The sequence below is a fragment of the Psychromonas antarctica genome (assembly GCF_022267535.1).
Classification (GTDB): domain Bacteria; phylum Pseudomonadota; class Gammaproteobacteria; order Enterobacterales; family Psychromonadaceae; genus Psychromonas; species Psychromonas antarctica.
Map to the genome: position 1 here is coordinate 23,475 of NZ_JAHNZV010000010.1, position 16,447 is coordinate 39,921.

General features: G+C 40.0%; 16 protein-coding genes and 1 pseudogene. 8 read left to right on the forward strand and 9 right to left on the reverse strand.

Going from position 1 to position 16,447, the window contains the following annotated elements:
- Positions 1-192: 192 nt before the first annotated feature.
- A complete protein-coding gene (locus tag KSO91_RS04505; protein ID WP_238741738.1) occupies positions 193-1,101 on the forward strand; it encodes an aldo/keto reductase in 909 nt (302 codons plus the stop codon).
- A gap of 52 nt (positions 1,102-1,153) precedes the next feature.
- Here the strand turns inward: KSO91_RS04505 and KSO91_RS04510 are convergent, their stop codons facing one another.
- The 3 genes from KSO91_RS04510 to KSO91_RS04520 all read right to left on the reverse strand — a co-directional run bounded on the left by KSO91_RS04510 (position 1,154) and on the right by KSO91_RS04520 (position 3,000).
- Positions 1,154-1,801, reverse strand: coding sequence for a LysE family translocator (locus KSO91_RS04510; protein WP_238741740.1), 648 nt, complete (start codon positions 1,799-1,801; stop codon positions 1,154-1,156).
- A 156-nt stretch (positions 1,802-1,957) separates the two neighbouring features.
- Complete coding sequence (locus tag KSO91_RS04515; RefSeq protein WP_238741742.1) at positions 1,958-2,185, reverse strand: hypothetical protein; 228 nt, start codon at positions 2,183-2,185, stop codon at positions 1,958-1,960.
- Positions 2,186-2,277: 92 nt separating this feature from the next.
- On the reverse strand, positions 2,278-3,000 hold the full coding sequence (locus tag KSO91_RS04520; protein WP_238741743.1) for a tRNA-uridine aminocarboxypropyltransferase: 723 nt from the start codon (positions 2,998-3,000) through the stop codon (positions 2,278-2,280).
- A gap of 281 nt (positions 3,001-3,281) precedes the next feature.
- Between KSO91_RS04520 and KSO91_RS04525 the strand changes: the two genes are divergently transcribed.
- The 3 genes from KSO91_RS04525 (at position 3,282) to ansA (ending at position 7,205) form a co-directional block, all read left to right on the forward strand.
- Positions 3,282-5,198 (forward strand): RecQ family ATP-dependent DNA helicase, encoded by a 1,917-nt coding sequence (locus KSO91_RS04525; RefSeq protein ID WP_238741745.1) that lies wholly within the window; start codon positions 3,282-3,284, stop codon positions 5,196-5,198.
- Positions 5,199-5,463: 265 nt separating this feature from the next.
- On the forward strand, positions 5,464-6,039 hold the full coding sequence (locus KSO91_RS04530; RefSeq protein WP_238741747.1) for a TetR/AcrR family transcriptional regulator: 576 nt from the start codon (positions 5,464-5,466) through the stop codon (positions 6,037-6,039).
- A gap of 155 nt (positions 6,040-6,194) precedes the next feature.
- Positions 6,195-7,205 carry an asparaginase gene (gene ansA / locus KSO91_RS04535; protein ID WP_238741749.1) on the forward strand — a complete coding sequence of 337 codons (1,011 nt, stop codon included), beginning with the start codon at positions 6,195-6,197 and terminating at the stop codon, positions 7,203-7,205.
- Positions 7,206-7,285: 80 nt separating this feature from the next.
- On the opposite strand, the gene KSO91_RS04540 is transcribed toward ansA, so the two are convergent.
- A complete protein-coding gene (locus KSO91_RS04540; protein ID WP_238741751.1) occupies positions 7,286-8,137 on the reverse strand; it encodes an AraC family transcriptional regulator in 852 nt (283 codons plus the stop codon).
- A 119-nt stretch (positions 8,138-8,256) separates the two neighbouring features.
- On the opposite strand from KSO91_RS04540, the gene KSO91_RS04545 reads away from it, so the two are divergent.
- Both KSO91_RS04545 and KSO91_RS04550 read left to right on the forward strand, forming a co-directional pair.
- Complete coding sequence (locus tag KSO91_RS04545; protein WP_238741752.1) at positions 8,257-9,027, forward strand: hypothetical protein; 771 nt, start codon at positions 8,257-8,259, stop codon at positions 9,025-9,027.
- A gap of 10 nt (positions 9,028-9,037) precedes the next feature.
- Entirely contained in the window at positions 9,038-9,181 is a 144-nt protein-coding gene (locus KSO91_RS04550) for a hypothetical protein (RefSeq protein ID WP_238741754.1), read from the forward strand.
- Between the two features lie 54 nt (positions 9,182-9,235).
- Here the strand turns inward: KSO91_RS04550 and tnpA are convergent.
- Positions 9,236-9,669 (reverse strand): annotated as a pseudogene (gene tnpA, locus KSO91_RS04555) (IS200/IS605 family transposase).
- A gap of 33 nt (positions 9,670-9,702) precedes the next feature.
- Here tnpA and KSO91_RS04560 point away from each other — a divergent pair.
- On the forward strand, positions 9,703-10,941 hold the full coding sequence (locus tag KSO91_RS04560) for an RNA-guided endonuclease InsQ/TnpB family protein (RefSeq protein WP_238741756.1): 1,239 nt from the start codon (positions 9,703-9,705) through the stop codon (positions 10,939-10,941).
- Between the two features lie 151 nt (positions 10,942-11,092).
- Positions 11,093-11,509 (forward strand): GNAT family N-acetyltransferase, encoded by a 417-nt coding sequence (locus KSO91_RS04565; protein ID WP_238741757.1) that lies wholly within the window; start codon positions 11,093-11,095, stop codon positions 11,507-11,509.
- A 34-nt stretch (positions 11,510-11,543) separates the two neighbouring features.
- Here KSO91_RS04565 and KSO91_RS04570 read toward each other — a convergent pair whose 3' ends face one another.
- The 4 genes from KSO91_RS04570 to KSO91_RS17740 all read right to left on the reverse strand — a co-directional run bounded on the left by KSO91_RS04570 (position 11,544) and on the right by KSO91_RS17740 (position 16,310).
- A complete protein-coding gene (locus KSO91_RS04570; protein ID WP_238741758.1) occupies positions 11,544-11,888 on the reverse strand; it encodes a hypothetical protein in 345 nt (114 codons plus the stop codon).
- A 257-nt stretch (positions 11,889-12,145) separates the two neighbouring features.
- Positions 12,146-13,372, reverse strand: a complete 1,227-nt coding sequence (locus KSO91_RS04575; protein WP_238741759.1) for a sugar ABC transporter substrate-binding protein — start codon at positions 13,370-13,372, stop codon at positions 12,146-12,148.
- A 459-nt stretch (positions 13,373-13,831) separates the two neighbouring features.
- Positions 13,832-14,743 carry a hypothetical protein gene (locus KSO91_RS04580; RefSeq protein WP_238741760.1) on the reverse strand — a complete coding sequence of 304 codons (912 nt, stop codon included), beginning with the start codon at positions 14,741-14,743 and terminating at the stop codon, positions 13,832-13,834.
- Positions 14,744-14,756: 13 nt separating this feature from the next.
- Positions 14,757-16,310 (reverse strand): S1C family serine protease, encoded by a 1,554-nt coding sequence (locus KSO91_RS17740; RefSeq protein ID WP_238741761.1) that lies wholly within the window; start codon positions 16,308-16,310, stop codon positions 14,757-14,759.
- Between the last annotated feature and the right edge of the window lie 137 nt (positions 16,311-16,447).

Sequence of the window (16,447 nt, forward strand, 5' to 3'; positions counted from 1 at the left end):
ATCAAATTGATCCATTTCCCACAACAGTATCACCATAATGGTGCATACAAATATCACGACTAATTACTTCAAATATTGTATCCTTTTTTGTAAACCGAAGCTTTGAGAGAGTTCAAAGTTATAAAACAATAAAAATGTTATCTTGGTCACTTATCCTTAATTGGTGTAGTGCATTCTTAGTCGAGGTTTTTAATGATTCATGTGCAAAAAGTATTAATGGCGCCTAATGGTCCAGAGTTTTCCCAATTAGTACAAGGTTATTGGCGATTAGGGGAATGGAATATGACCCCCCAAGCGCGTCTCTCTTTCCTTAAACAGCATGTCGAACTGGGCATCAGTACCGTTGATAACGCCGCAATTTATGGCGACAGTGAAGTGCTTTTTGGAGAAGCATTAAAACTTGATCCTGCGATGCGTGAGCAAATAGAGATTGTCTCTAAATTTGGTATTAACGGTGTGCCACAAGCAGTGGGTGAAAAACGCGTATCACATTACGATAGCAGCAAACAAAGCATTTTAACGTCCACGGAAAATTCACTGAAACGTTTAGGTGTTGAGCAGTTAGATGCCTTATTGGTGCATCGTCCTGATTTTCTGATGGATGCCGATCAAGTGGCCGAGGCCTTTGCTGAGTTAAAAGCGAGTGGTAAAGTAAAACATTTTGGTGTTTCTAACTTTACGGCATCACAATTTGATTTATTACAGTCGCGTTTAGATCTGCCTTTAATGACCAACCAAGTTGAAATCAACCCGATCAATTTGACCGTGCTGGAAGACGGAACTTGTGATCAACTACAACAATATCGAGTGCGCCCAATGGCTTGGTCTTGTTTAGCGGGAGGAGGGATTTTCAGTGAACAAACTGATCAAGCAAGGCGTTTGCGCGGAACTTTAACTGAACTAGCCGATGAGCTTGGTGCTAACTCAATTGAGCAAGTGGTTTTTGCTTGGGTATTAAAACACCCGTCTAATCCTGTCGCGCTCATTGGCTCAGGTAATATAGCCCGTGTTCAAGAAAGCGTGGGTGCCTTAACGGTGCAGATGACCACTGAGCAGTGGTATCGTGTTTGGGTCGCTTCAAAGGGCTTTGCTGTGCCATAGTATGGGCTAGGCTATCTACTCCCTGATTAGATTTGGGGAGTGTTTTTTTATTTTAAAGATCTTGCCAAATCAAATCGACGCCTAATTTTACTGCAAAAATCAGCAACACAATCCCCATTACTCGTTCAAATAGATAGCCATGATCAACACATTTTGTGCGTACTTTTGGCTGAGAAAAGAGAATGGCAACCAGTGAAAACCATAATGCGGTGGTCACCGTTATCCAAAAACCATAAAAACTTTGCACGCCTAATGGTGTATCTATACTGACAATTGAGGTGAATATTGCTAAAAAGAATAAGGTTGCCTTAGGGTTGAGTAGATTGGTCATAAAACCGAGCATGAAGGCGCGTCGATGATGATTTTTATTCGTATCTACTTTTATCTGCTCGTCCGCCCCTGTTGCCGCTTTGCTCCCTAGCAGTTTTATTCCCAGATAAGTTAGGTAAGCAGCCCCCACTATTTTGGCGAACATAAAGGCAGTTTCTGATTGGGTGATAATAATACCGATCCCTAATAGGGTATATGTCACATGTACTGAGATGCCTGCACCAATACCTAAACTGGTGATAATGGCGGTTTTGCGCCCAAAACTGATACTTTGGCGGATCACTATGGCGAAATCGGGTCCTGGTGAAATAACCGCTAGAAAATGGATCAGGGTGAGTATTAAAAATTCATCAATGTAGGGTGCGATCATGGGGTTTCCAAAAAACACTAAAACGTTTATCTCAAATAGTATAAAGAATTACGCTGCTGGTTACGAAGGAAACATTTTTATAGCGATCAATTTATGACGTAATCAATTAACCTTTTCCCAATCAATCGACAAATATTTTGATTATTAAAAAGTGGGCTAGGGTAAAGCGCTGAGCAGAAAGACCAGTAAGCGGCCATGCAATGTATAGACATACTGTTCATAAGTGCCACATTGTAAGGCAACAGTTAGTAGTGCTAATTTTACGAGTAGCACGACAATTGCGAGCAAGACAAGCAAGCCAATACCATAAACCTGTGCTGCTTTATTTAAAATGCCAGAAAACAATTTAATAATGACGACCTTATTGTTTTTTTGCTTAGACAAACTGGCTGTTGATAGAGATAACAGCTGCTTATGCGCCTCTATAATAAAAGATGGGCCTTTAATAAAATAGCGTCTTTTCTAAAAAAGGTGAGTCAAAGCGCTTTTAATAAACGTTCAAGGCGAAATTGGGCGGCATGATCCGGCAATTGTTGATGCGCTTTGCCAAGCAAATAATTTTCTTTAAAAGTTTCAAAGAGCAGATCCATCATGGTTGCGTTGGCCGGCTCACCGATAAATTCTAAAACCCGCCCTGCGACCTCGGCGGTGGCTAGTTGGTTATCTTTAGTCGCCTTGCGCAGTAAGTAACGGGAAAGCGTTTCAGGTGTAAAGGATAACACTGGCAGACTGTCTAAATAGGGACTTTTGCGAAACATCTTTTTGGCTTGTGCCCAGCTGCCATCCAGTAAAATAAACAGCGTTCTTTTATTATTTGGGGGTGTCGGCTGGTTATGTATTATACGCTCGGCTACTGCGTATTCTTCGGGGAAGACAACAATCGGTTGCCATTTTGGATCCTTTAATAAATCCAGTAGTTGCGCGTGAGGCTGCGTTCGTGACCAGATAAATGCATAGGTATCAGGGATCAGATCGGCAATTAAACGCCCGCTATTACTCGGCTTCAATATTTCATCGTCATACATTAAAAGTAAAAATGCACTGTTGGTCGGAAGCGTCTTTTTGATAGCACAGATACATAGGTAGGGGAGTAACATGCAATGAGTGCAGCGTTCGACCCGTCCTCCGCGTGCTAAGAAAGGACGCGTGCATTGGCTAAGACGCTGCTGGTATAGTCGATGAAGTACATGGATTCGCATAAATTCTTTGTTTGGCTCAGTGAGGGCTGCGATTATATACTGATGCTGCTTTAAGGTGCAAAATCAACAAATAAAATTTTGCAGAGAGGATAGCTGTTCTTCATTGCTATTTTATAACGACGCAGAAGCGTGTGATTTGCCTTGGCCAACGGTGAATCCATTCGCAAGGCCCTCCTGCTGGGCCTTGTTCTGGTCTCCGAACTGAGTCCTGATAAAGCACCTTGAGGTATCATGGGTATATGTTATAAATACAGCTCAGTTAATTCTTGCCGGGGATATGAATGAAACAGTCACTTAAACAGTATTTTGGGTTTTCAACTTTTAGAGCGGGTCAAGAGCCCGTTATTGAAGCCTTACTGAATGGCCAAAGTGCAGCTGCTATTTTCCCGACAGGCTCAGGTAAAAGTCTATGTTACCAACTGCCAGCGCTGCATTTACCGCACCTCACACTGGTGGTTTCTCCACTGCTTGCGCTCATCCAAGATCAATTACAGTTCCTGCAAAACAAAGGCATTAGTGCAGCGAGTATCCATTCCATGCAAACCCCTGCGGAATCATCTTCTGTTTATAGTGCGCTTGCCGATGGTCAGGTTAAAATTCTTTTTATCTCCGTAGAGCGTCTCAATAGCGAACGCTTCCGTTTGTTTTTAAAGAAATTGCCGATCTCTCTACTCGTGGTTGATGAGGCGCACTGCATTTCCGAGTGGGGTCATAATTTCCGTCCCGATTACCTTAAGTTGGCACAATACCGCCGTGATTTTAATATTCCCCAAGCACTCTTGCTCACCGCTACTGCCACCGCTAAGGTTGTTCAAGATATGGCGGAAAAGTTTGCTATTGAAGCGCAAAATATCACTTTAACGGGCTCTTATCGTGGCAATTTGAATATCGCGGCACAAGGGGTGACTGATGAAAATAAACTTAATCTCTTAATACCTTGGTTAAAATCGCGCATGCCAGCATCGGGTATTATCTATGTGACCTTACAGAAAAGTGCAGAAGATCTTGCTCATTTGTTAACCCAGCAGGGGATCCGTGCAACGCCTTATCATGCGGGCCTAGCCAATGAACGGCGCGTGGCTATTCAGGAGCGTTTTATGTCTGGTGAGCTACCGTTAATAGTCGCCACCATTGCCTTTGGTATGGGCATTGATAAAAGTGATATCCGCTTTGTGGTGCATTATGACTTACCCAAATCCATAGAAAACTATGCGCAAGAGATAGGGCGCGCAGGGCGTGATGGCTTACCGGCAGATTGTTTAGTGCTGGCCAATAAAAATAATCTTAATATTTTGGAAAATTTCGTTTATGGCGACAGTCCAGAGGCGACTGCAGTTGATTATATTTTAAATACTATCTCGCAAACACAGGGGCAATGGGAGGTATTACTGAATAGTCTTTCAAGTTTATCTAATATCCGTTTGTTAACATTGAAAACTTTGTTAGTTTATCTCGAGTTAGCGGGGGTATTGCAACCTGCTTATAGTTATTATGCGGAATATAAATACAAATTATTGGTGTCTGAAAACGAGTTGCTCGACCGTTTTAAAGACGAGCGTTACTACTTTGTGCAAGCTATTTTACAAAGCTCAGATAAGGCCCGCACTTGGGCGACTATCAATTTTGAAACGCTACACTCTTTCTATCCGAGTGAACGTAGTCGGGTGATAACGGCCATTGATTACCTTGATCAGCAGGGGCTGATTGAGTTACAAACAAAACAGATGACACAGGTTTATAAGGTTTTTAAAGAATCATTAAGCGCTGATTTACGTGCTCAATTGGTATTGCGGTTTAAGGAAAAAGAGGCCAGTGAAGTCGCTCGAATCCATTTCTTATTAGACTTTTTTGCCAGTGATCAATGTTTGAATCTGCAACTTGCCCATTATTTTTCTGATACTAACTTGCAACAGCATTGTGGTCATTGCTCTGTGTGCATGGGGGCTATAGCAGTGATGCCACAACCGCCAGTACTAAGACCTTTAAGTGAATATAATTTCGCACAATTAAGTGCGCAGATCAGTGCTAAATTGACAGAGCAGAAAACCCCCGTATTATTAGCGCGTTTCTTTTGCGGATTAACCACGCCTCTGTTTACCCGTTTGAAAGTGCGCACTTTAATTGGCTTTGCTGAGCTAGAGAAGTATCGTTTCTCTGAAGTCAAAGCATGGGTCGAAGAGCATCTCTATGTTAAATAAAAATACATGCTTCTGTAGATAACTCGGGTTGTTGTAAAAGTTTAGAAAATTACCACAGAGAACACGAAGACGCTGCGCGTTACACCGAGAAAACCCAAATATAAGTGTTTTTCTCCTTTTAACTCTGTAATTGAATGTAAACTAAAATATAGTTTTACAGTTGCATGAAATTTGTGTGGTAAATATTTACTTTTTTGTATTTATCTGAGTTAAGTGCATAGTCATGTAAAAATAACCGTCTTACCTGATAGCGATAGGAGCATAAATGGTGGATCAACAAACTGAGCGTATTTTATCTGCTGGGTTGCAATTATTAAAAGACTTTGGTTGTGAAGGTTTCTCAATGGAGAAAGTTGCTGACAGTGCAGACCTACCACAAAGTACTGTCTTCTTATATTTTAAAAATAAAAGCGTTTTGTTAGACGTTATATTCGGTGATTTTATTGATGCTTATTTTGTACATTTGCAAAACTACCAAGCCTTCACAAGTAAGGTGCCCGAGCAGGCTTTAGGCTCGCTGTTATTGCATATGCTTAAATATCGTGAAAGCACTCTTTGTGCACAGTTATTTAAAGAGTTTTGGGTCTTCTCTAACCATCATAAAAGCGGTCGCTTGGCGTTAGATCAATATTATCGTGAGTTGCATACCGTTATTGTTAAACACTTAAGAAGTATCGCTCCTGTTGGCTGCGCAGAGCAAAAAATACAGTTCTCAGCTTCTACTTTATTACCCTTTGTTGAGGGATATAGTATTACACGAGCAACCCTACCGATTTCAATATTACAATTGGTTGATCAGCTTAGTATTGTTCTAAAAAGAATTTTATACCAACCAGAATAAATAAAATTAACCCATAATTTAAACTACGTGCATAGTTTGTTTTTTATTTATACCCATGTTAGTTGCAGATGCTGATTTTGCATCTACAACTAACATGGGTATAGTTATGCGTATATTCAAGTTAAACTTTTCAATAGAATCAAGAGATAAATTCAATGAACCATAAAAAACGTATCTATATTGCCTACACGGGCGGGACGATTGGCATGAAACCCTCAAAAGATGGCTTTGTCCCTGCAGTCGGATACCTTTCAAAGACTATCGCCAATATGCCCGAGTTTTATCATGAAGAGATGCCTGAGTTTGAGATTCATGAATATAATCCCTTGATCGATTCCGCCAATGTCTCCCCAAAAATATGGCAAACGTTGGCGCTAGATATTCAAAAACGTTATCACGATTTTGATGGTTTTATTATTCTCCACGGCACTGATACGATGTCTTACAGCGCCTCTGCACTCTCTTTTATATTTGAAAATTTATCCAAACCAGTGATTATTACTGGCTCGCAAATTCCCCTTTCACAACTACGTTCCGATGCCCGTATTAATTTATTAAATGCTTTGTATATTGCTGCTTATCACCCCATTAATGAAGTGTGTCTATTTTTTAATAACCAGCTATTTCGCGGCAATCGCACCACAAAACAGTATGCAGATGGATTTGATGCTTTTGTTTCCCCCAATTATCCGGTGTTATTGGAAGCGGGTATTGAGATAAAAAATATTGCAGGACAGAAGCAAAAGTCAGTTAATACTCGTTTACGTGTGAGCGAAATCGAAGGGCAGTCGATCGCTATTCTGCATCTCTTTCCGGGGCTGGATTGGTTAGTGTTAGACAACTTATTAAAAAGCCCATTAAAAGCCTTGGTTTTATTAACTTACGGCGTCGGTAATGCGCAACAGGATGAACAACTATTAGCAACATTAAAAAGTGCTAGTGAGCGCGGCATCTTGATTGTTAATTGCACTCAATGCTTAAAAGGGCAGGTCAATATGCAAGGTTATGCAACAGGCCATGCTCTGCTCGACGCTGGGGTTATCAGTGGTTTAGATATGACCACTGAAACGGTGATCGCCAAGCTCTATTATTTACTTAGCCAAGATCTACCTAACAAGGTGATCCGAGAATTATTAGGCACAGATTTAAGAGGCGAGTTGAGCTAACTTAAATACAGTTTTTTTTTGAAAAAGAGACAGTAGGAAAAACCTTTTATAATAGCCAAAATGTTGGCAACAGGGTGCTATTAGGTATGGCGATATTGATTGGGCGCGATGCCCACTTCACGTTTAAAAGCAGAAGAAAAATTAAATACATCATTATAACCCACCGCGTTGGCAATATCGGTGAGATTCAGTTCGCTGCTTTTTAGCAGTGCTTTAGCACGCTGCATTCTTAACTGTCGCAACTTTTTGATCGGTGTAGTTGCTAATTGTTGCAGGCAAAGACGATTAAATTGTGCCGGGGAGTAACCTGCTAATTTAGCTAATAATGGCTGTGTCCACGGCTGTTGCAGCCTCGATTCTAGTTGCTGAAAAAACATTATCATTGCCGTTTTTTTTGTATTGATGTTTTCAGGCAGCTGTAAATCGCGGTTGATATAAGCAACAACTAGCTGTGCATTTAAATTGAGTAGAGCGCTTGATGGTGTGCTAGCCAGCGTTTCTTTATACAAGGACAGCGAGAGGTAGTAGATATTATCAACATGACTGTTTGTCGTTAAACAGATCCCTTTGTTCTTTAACCACTGCCAATCGCAGCTATCATCTATTAGATACCAAATAATTTTCCAGTTATTATGTGCCTTTCCTAGCTGATATGAAAACGAACTGCCGGCGGGTAAGAGTAATAAAGAATTCGCGCCGATCTGTTGCTCTCCAGATTCTGTACTAAGTAGGCCTTGGCCTTCGCGTGTATAGATAAGCGTGTGATATTTACACTGATGCCTACGTACAAAATAGTCTTTGCTTAGATTCGATACACCGCCTAGTTGAATATCAAACTCCATCAAACCTGCCTGCAAGTGATTATCAATAAAAATTTCTTCGCAGGCTGGATCTAAAATCAGTTTATTTGCCCATCTGTTTCTATTGTTCATAACGTACCAATGATTGTTTTTCACATGCAATTGATTGTAACTGAAATGTAAATTTTAAAAAAATTTGCTTATGATTAATAAGATCAGAAGCAACAATCGTTATCGACAAGGAATTAAATATGCAACTGCAAAAAAGAGCACTATTACTTGAACGTTTACAGCAGATTGGCTTATCACTCGACCATTCAGGGCAAGCTTTAGCCTTGTTGGGTTTAGGCTCTGCGGGTATTGAAACGCAACGGTTGGATGATTATTCGGATCTTGATTTTTTTGCTATTGTACAACCGGGGGCAAAAATACGCTTTATCGACAACTTGGATTGGCTGAGTAATATTAAGGCGATTAGCTACTGTTTTCGTAATACAGTTGACGGTTATAAATTACTGTTTGAAGATGGTGTTTTTTGTGAATTTGCCATATTTGAGCCTCAGGAACTAAATAATATTCCCTTTTCCCCTGGAAGAGTTGTATGGCAACACCCTGACTTTAATAGTGATTGTTGCCAGCCGCGTATTAGCGGGGCAGAGGCTACTTCAAAAGATACTCAGTGGTTAGTTGGCGAAGCACTGACCAATCTGCACGTCGGTATGTGTCGTTACCAACGAGGGGAAAAGCTATCAGCAATGCGTTTTGTGCAGCAATTTGCGCTTGATAAGCTAGTTGACTTAGTGAATCTGACCGAGCTTGCAGAGCCTAGCCTCGTTGATCCCTTTGTTGCTGATCGACGCATTGAAATAAGATATCCGAAGTTTGCTCAACGCCTACCGGATTTTATGCAGGGGTATAATGGCAGCCCGCAATCGGCTTTGGCACAACTGCAGTTTTTGGTATCACATTTTGAAGTAAATCAAGCGATTAAACAGGATATTGAACGTTTATGTTATCTATAAGGAGCACTATATGGCGGGTATTACGTTAACGGCTAAAGTGGGGACAAAATGTACTTTCAGGTTGCTTGCAGAAAATGATCAATGGGCGCTTGGGGATTTTTTTGACTCACTTTCTGGGCTTACCCGTCGACGATTTTCGCCCCATCCACTCTAATTTTATAGGGGGCTCCCTCCATAGACGCGAAGCGCGAAGGTGGGAGGGGGGCTGTTAAGCCCTTTGATTTTGAATGTATTTTTTCACAATATCTAAGAGGGCACCTCCGCAAGAACTCGCAAAGTAAGATCTCGACCAGAGCACAGGCTTATCATAGTGCGCCTCAGATCTATAAATTCATTTCTTAACCGTTTAGATGTTGAGGCTTTTAGCGTATTAACCAACTTTGATATGGATAACTTAGGGGGGTAAGTAATCATCATGTGAACATGATCATCCCCACCGTCGCATTCCATCAATTCAGCTTCTAAGTCATGACAAACTACAGCCGCTACTCTTTTAAAGAACTGCAAATGCAAATCCCCAAACACCTTTTTCCTATATTTTGTCACAAACACTATATGGACGTGCAGGAGATGTGCCGCGTGGCGAGACTTGTGCACACGTAACTCACTTTTCACTTGATAACCCTTGTTTGTCGGTGTAATGTCACGAAAATATTACTACGCACTTAACGGAATATGAAGATATTAAAAGCGTTTAAATACAAACTTGAACCGACAAGTAGCCAGATAGTATTGCTCTATCGTATGGCTGGTTGTGGGCGCGTAGTATTTAATGACAGCCTTGAATTCATGCTAAATATTCTAAAAAACGAAACGGGTATTAGTGACAAAAAAGAACTCTATAATCATCTTAACGACTTACCGCCTAAAGATCGCATCGCTTTAATAAAAAAACTACCGACAGCCTTTTCTCTTAACAAACACCTTACTCAATGGAAGAAAAAAGAAGATCGGACTTGGTTAGGTGAGGCTTATACCGACAACTTACAACAAAGGCAAAAGGACTTGTCGGGTAGTGCAAGCGAGTGGTGTAAGGGAAAACGGGGGTTCCCCGTTTTCCGTCAACGTAAACTCGCGCATCACTCAACAATGCGCTTTGTTAACTTCACTAAGTATTGCGGCATTGAAAATCGGCACATCAAACTACCAAATAAACTTGGATTGGTTAAATATAGAAATAGCCAACCGATCAGCGGCAAGCCGAAACATGCAACCGTAAGCCTCAATGCTTGTGGTGAATGGCATATATCCATCATGTGCGAAATCGAGTCAAGCAATCCACAATCAACGGCAACAACCGCCGTTGGCATAGACATGGGTATTGCTAAAAACATGACGCTTAGTAACGGTCTGGTTTTTAGCGGTGTTCATAGCTTTAAAAGAATCATGGATAATTTAGCCAAAGAGCAACGCAAGTTTGCTCGTATGGTTAAAGGATCTGCGAACTGGGAAAAGCAAAAACTAAAAATCGCCAGATTACACCAGAAAGCCGCTAACATAAGACGCGACTACCAACAGAAATCTACAACAATAATCAGCAATAACCACGCAATGATAGTCGTTGAGGATTTAAAAGTCGCCAATATGTCAAAGTCAGCCAAAGGGTCGTCCGAGCAACATGGCAAGAACGTCAAACAGAAAAGTGGGTTGAATCGCGCTATATTAAATCAGGGCTGGGGCGAGCTTCGCCGCCAGCTTAAATATAAGATGGAATGGCAAGGCGGTATCTTTCTAGCAGTGTCTCCGCACCACACAAGCCAAACATGCCCTGCTTGTTTGCATAAAGACAAAGCCAACAGGACGATACAGGCAAGCTTCGTTTGTGTTGAATGTGGCTTTACCGAAAATGCAGATATAGTTGGAGCGATTAATGTGTTAAATAGAGGGTTGGCTACACTAGCCAAAACCTCTTAAATTTTATCAGGGTAGGTCATGCCCGTAGCGTCTGTGAAGTGAGTGGTGCAGTAATGCCGCCAGCAGCAGAAACCAGTAAACTAAGTAATTGTGGTTTACACCTGTAAAGGGAATCCCCCTGTGTAGCCGCGTAGCGCGGAACTGGGGGAGGATGTCAATCACACCTGAATTTGCTGCTCAGCTCTGCGTTAATTTATTAACCGATAGCGCGCAGCGTTTTATACTCGAGATTGATGAAAAGATTATCGGTTACTTTATTTTACAATCACAAATATCAGAACATGAAGCCTCGCGTTATGCGCAGTGTGGAATAGTGCTAAAAACCGGGAATGATTTGTTATTTGCTCCCTGTATAGCGGACAAATATCAGCATCAAGGTTTTGCAAGTTTAGTGATGGATCGACTGATTAATGACTATAAAGGTAAGGTGAGAAGTTTTGTACTAATGGGGGGGACGCAAGAAACAAACCTTGCAGCTAGAGACTTTTATAAAAAGTTCGCTTTTAAAGAACATGGTGGCTATCAAACTGAAATATATAATATAGATATGCGCCTGCTGTTTAGTTAAACGAATTATTGATAGCGCGGCGAGAGAGGGCAGATTAGCTTACTTGTTGCGATTGACCGACTCTGTAACTGTCAATAATAGCCACTAACCAAGTCACCATAAGTAGTAGTGACATAAAATCGCTGTTTAGTAGGCCACTACCGCTTGTCTGTTGTGATATTTGCTCTGTGATTGCAACAATATCAGGAGCAACTTCACCACTTTGGATTTTATCCACTATTAGCATCGCATTTTCAATGGTTGTAGAGATCAATATATAACTTGCCAACAATGCTGTTGCTGCCAATATTGTAGCTGAACGATAACACTTTAATAGTAAATGACCCACACCTGGAAAGATAAAAGCAGATAATAGTGCCGCTTTGATTGCCTTGTTCATGGTGTCTCCTTTGTATAAAAAATCATGCTTACTTATGGAAAATCTACTAATTCATGTTTGTTCACACACATACTAACTAAGTATTGTGGAATTTCAATTTCTTAAATGAACGCTAATTTGAAAATTTTCTCTAATGATCAGCAATACTCGCTATTTTAGCACAGCGATCAAGCACAAATGCTCTCTTTTTTGGTGGTCTTATTTTCTTTGCTTCGATATATATTACTGATGGTATTAACCTAAACGCTAGCTTCTGGTTATTGACGGTGGTGTAACCTATGATAATCTTGCTCGGTGTATTTTTGCATATATTCTACGGCTTCTTTTGCCGAGGATAGTCCACCCATATACCGTTCAAAGCCTTTTTTCATTCCTATCCAGGCATTGGCCATAATAGGATCAGATGGCATTGGCATGGACTGCGCTAACTGTTTTAAGAGCATCTTAATATTGTTATTGGCTGTCGCTTCAACTTGATTAAAAGAGCGCTGATTGACAGGTAAAAAACGTTGTTTATCAAAAAGTATATCCTGAAAATGTCGACTTTGGAAAAATACCGCCAATGCGGCTAATGGTTTTGCTTTTTTACCTTGTAATGAGTTACCCGGAAACATCAATCCTATTGTCGAAAACAAAGGACGAAAGGGTTTATCGCCGATCGCCGGGATCACCGAAATACCAAGATTATCTCCAAGATAGCGCTCAAAATCAGACAAAGCCCATTCGCCATTTATGGCATAAGCAAAGAGTTGTTCTTGAAAATCTTTTTGCGCACAATCATAGCCGCAAGTTCGCTTAATTAAGCCAGAATCTGCTAATTCTTTATAAAAAATGAGAGCATCAGCATAGGCTTGAGAATTAAGGGATGCTTTACCATCGGTAAGCGGGGAGCCGCCTAAAGTGATCGCGAAACTAGTAAACCAGTACATTTCAGAATAGTTCCAACCGATAGGCTCTATTCCTTTTGCTCTTAATTCGATCGCTTGCGCTTTTAACTCTTGCCAGTTTTTAGCTGGATGTTGAACATATTTTTTATTATAAAAAAGCATCAGGTGATTACCACTCATCACTGGCGCGCCATAATAATCACCTTTATAGTTCATCGAATTAAGGGCTTTTGGCACGAGATCTTGACTGAGCAGTGAGACGGGCAGTTTAGAAAGTTTAATGGTGGGGGCAAGTGCTGCAAAATCAGAGGGGACCAATATTGCATCGGGCAGTAAATTGTTCACTGCACCTTCTATTAACATCTGCTTTAAATCATTGATATTGACAAAAACCAGATTGATTTTGTAACCTGATTGCTGCTCAAAGAATACCAACGCTTCTTTAAGCAAGGGCTCAGCATTTTCTTGGTAATAGAGCAGACTGATCCTATCTGGGTCATCTTGAGTTGCTATTTTTACTGTCGCGTGAGCAGCCAAGCTGCATAACAACAATATTTGATAGAAGATTATTTTGCAAAAAAACTTTTTTATAACCATCCTTGGTTCTCTTTTTAGTTAACTCGTGTATTTGCATTCTTGACGTTGGGAATGTCTGAACCGGTAAACCCATATTGCCTTGACAGCTTGCAAGAAAAAAAATTAATTATCTAATCTGTTTTGTAGTATTTTTGAACTGTTTTTCAAGATCGTAGGACTGCACTTGTTTTTTGCTTACTTATTCGTACTATTTTTAAAAATAGGGGGGTAGGTAACCCTAAGCGCCCCCGTATTGAAGAACTAAAAATTTTCCGACCTAGAACGGTAATAAACACATAAATCACAATAAGGGTGAGTGAGTGAATACAAATTCTTTTTAAAATAAAGCCTAAAGAGATAGTTTAAACATTATTTTATACACTTCATCCAAAATTTGTAGATTAACAGTATCTTTAGGGCTTAAAACTACGTTTAATCTACATTTTAAGCTTAACCATAAGGAAGTAGTGGTTAAGCTTATTACCACTCTAATTTACCTGATTTCCTACCAATACTAGACGTTTTAGTCTGCGTTCTATACTGATAATACTCATAGCCAAATGATTTATCAATTAAGACCTCGGTGGCAAACTGATGCTCTAATTTATCATCAACCACTTGGGGTTTTAGAGCAACTACAGGCTCACCTTTCGCTTTTACCGAAGAATAGAGAACACCATCGCACTTCTCAGTCAAAAATACATTACTCAGGACTGAAGTTACTTGATATAAGCGTTCATTTCCTTCACGAGATAATATATCGGCAAAGAAGCGATCTGTTAACTCATAAGCAAAAAGCAACTCTCGGCTAAACTTCTTAGCCATATATTTTCTTGTCTCAGTGTAATAGTCAAAGGTATCTTGGTTTAAGTAATATGGTTTTTCATTTCGCCTAACTTGATCCCATATACCTATGATTCTTAGATATATATCAGTTCCACTTACTTGATGAGATCGCAGTACATTAAGGTGATCAAGCTGTTTCGCTTGAGCCTCAGATAACACAACTCTTAATGCTGTATCATCTTGTTTAACGGCTGTAGAAGCATAAAACAGCGCTTGCCCTGTAAGATTTAACCTACCCGCCTTTGGAAACGTGCAAGAGGTTTTCTTTATGTAAGATAATTCATCAACATTAGTAAAGTTTTTACCTTCACAAAGGCGCACTCTTAGAAATTCAAGTTCATTTATTGGGTGATCGAGTGTAATTGTCACGCAACCAGCTAAGTAATCTACTTTAGACTCGATTTCATGCTTCGTTAATTCACACGTACCGTTTATGTGCCCATTTAATTGACTAATATAAACAGAAGAGTGAAGTAAATTAGTGTGCCCACACTCTACCGATGCTTTATGATCAATTAACTTAATTAATTCAGGGGCTAATACCATTACATACCCTTCATCACTCTGCTAAAACAAGAACAACGCTATTTGAAATACTCTCAATCAGCTCTGTTTTTTCTAAGGCTTTTTGCTTGACTGGTTCAATATAGTCTACACCGTGATTTATCAGCATTGGCAATGCATAAGCTATTTTAACGGCATAATTTACATTTTGTGCCAATGTTCCTGTAGCTTTGATAGCTGCTGATTGATTTAACGATGCTGAAGCAATGCCAATGACTACACCTTGATCATTTACCATTGGGCTGCCTGAATTTCCGGGCTGGATAGGGGAATCTATTTGAAAATACCGAGTATCACCTTGGATGCCAGAGTTGGCATTAATATACCCAAATGTCGCTTTTTGTTCGTTACCTTGTAAGCCTATATTTGGATAGCCTAATACAGCAATTTCAGTCCCTTGTTTCGTTTTTTTCTTAAGCTCAATGGGTAAACCTTCAACCGCTTCATCTACTTTCAGCAAAGCGATATCATTGCTAGGGTCATGATCAATTAGGGTGGCCGATACAGATTTACCATTAAGAATAATTGAAATACTTGTTGAGCCTTCAATGACATGGCTATTGGTAAGTACGAAACCATCATTAGAAATAAAGAAACCAGTGCCTGTAGAAATACCTTTAGACGACTCTGGCTTTTTATTTTCAGGCTTTATCGTTACAGGTGAGGAATTAATATTCTGAGAGTCATATCTTTGCTTCATAGCTAGTGCAAGCTTTCCTGCACTATTGGCTCTATTTGCCAATGTAGAGGCTTTAATTGAGACTTTTAAAGTCTCATCTGTATAACTTTCCGGTAAGGTTACATTTTCTTTTTGAGTACCAAATTGCCATTTCTGATGAAATACGCCATGTTTATTTTTCACTACAATATACTTGTCAGGCTTATCAGCGTTCATATCGTAGAAGCCCCAAACTGTATAAGTTGACTGGTTGTTTTTATCAAATGACTCTCTGGCTCCAAAGAAACGCAAATTACCGAGTTGTCCTGATAGCTTAGCAAAACCATCAGCGTAGTTCTTTCTTGCAACTCCAGTGAATATTCCTGTTGTAAGACTTTGCTCCCCTTGAGAGTAGATGAGATCAATATCACCATTTGGTTTTAATGACGCATGGTTTTGTAATGTTTTAGTCATTTTGTCATTTTCACGAATATACGTGCCAAACTCGACATTATTTGTTCCTTCAACCCATTGATAATAGAGTTGATCAGTAACTCCTTTGTTGTGGTAAGTGATCTCAAAACCTCTAACACTACCATTTGTAACACTAATTTTACCAAGTCCCTCAGCTTTGCCGTCTTTACAGTTCCCATCCCATTCTACTGTGCCTTGATGGGGTTGCTCGGTATAGCCTTCCATAAGCATTTCGCATTTTTCAGATTTATTTGAAGGCTGAATCCATTGCGGGGAATAATTTCCAGCTTGAAAATCTGTGATCTGGCTCTGATAGTTTGTAATTTCTGATTCAGAGACTTTCCGATAATTTGGCGTGGAGTTACAGCCAGTTAATAGAATGATGATCCCTATGGCTAATGGTAAAATCTTTTTCACTTCAGTTCCCTTTTATAATTTTTAGACATAACTTTTATTTGGATACCAATATAACGAATTAGCAATAGTGTGTCATTGATCCCGCACGTCTAACTTGAAATTCATACAATTTAATTACAGTAAGCTATTTTTGCCAA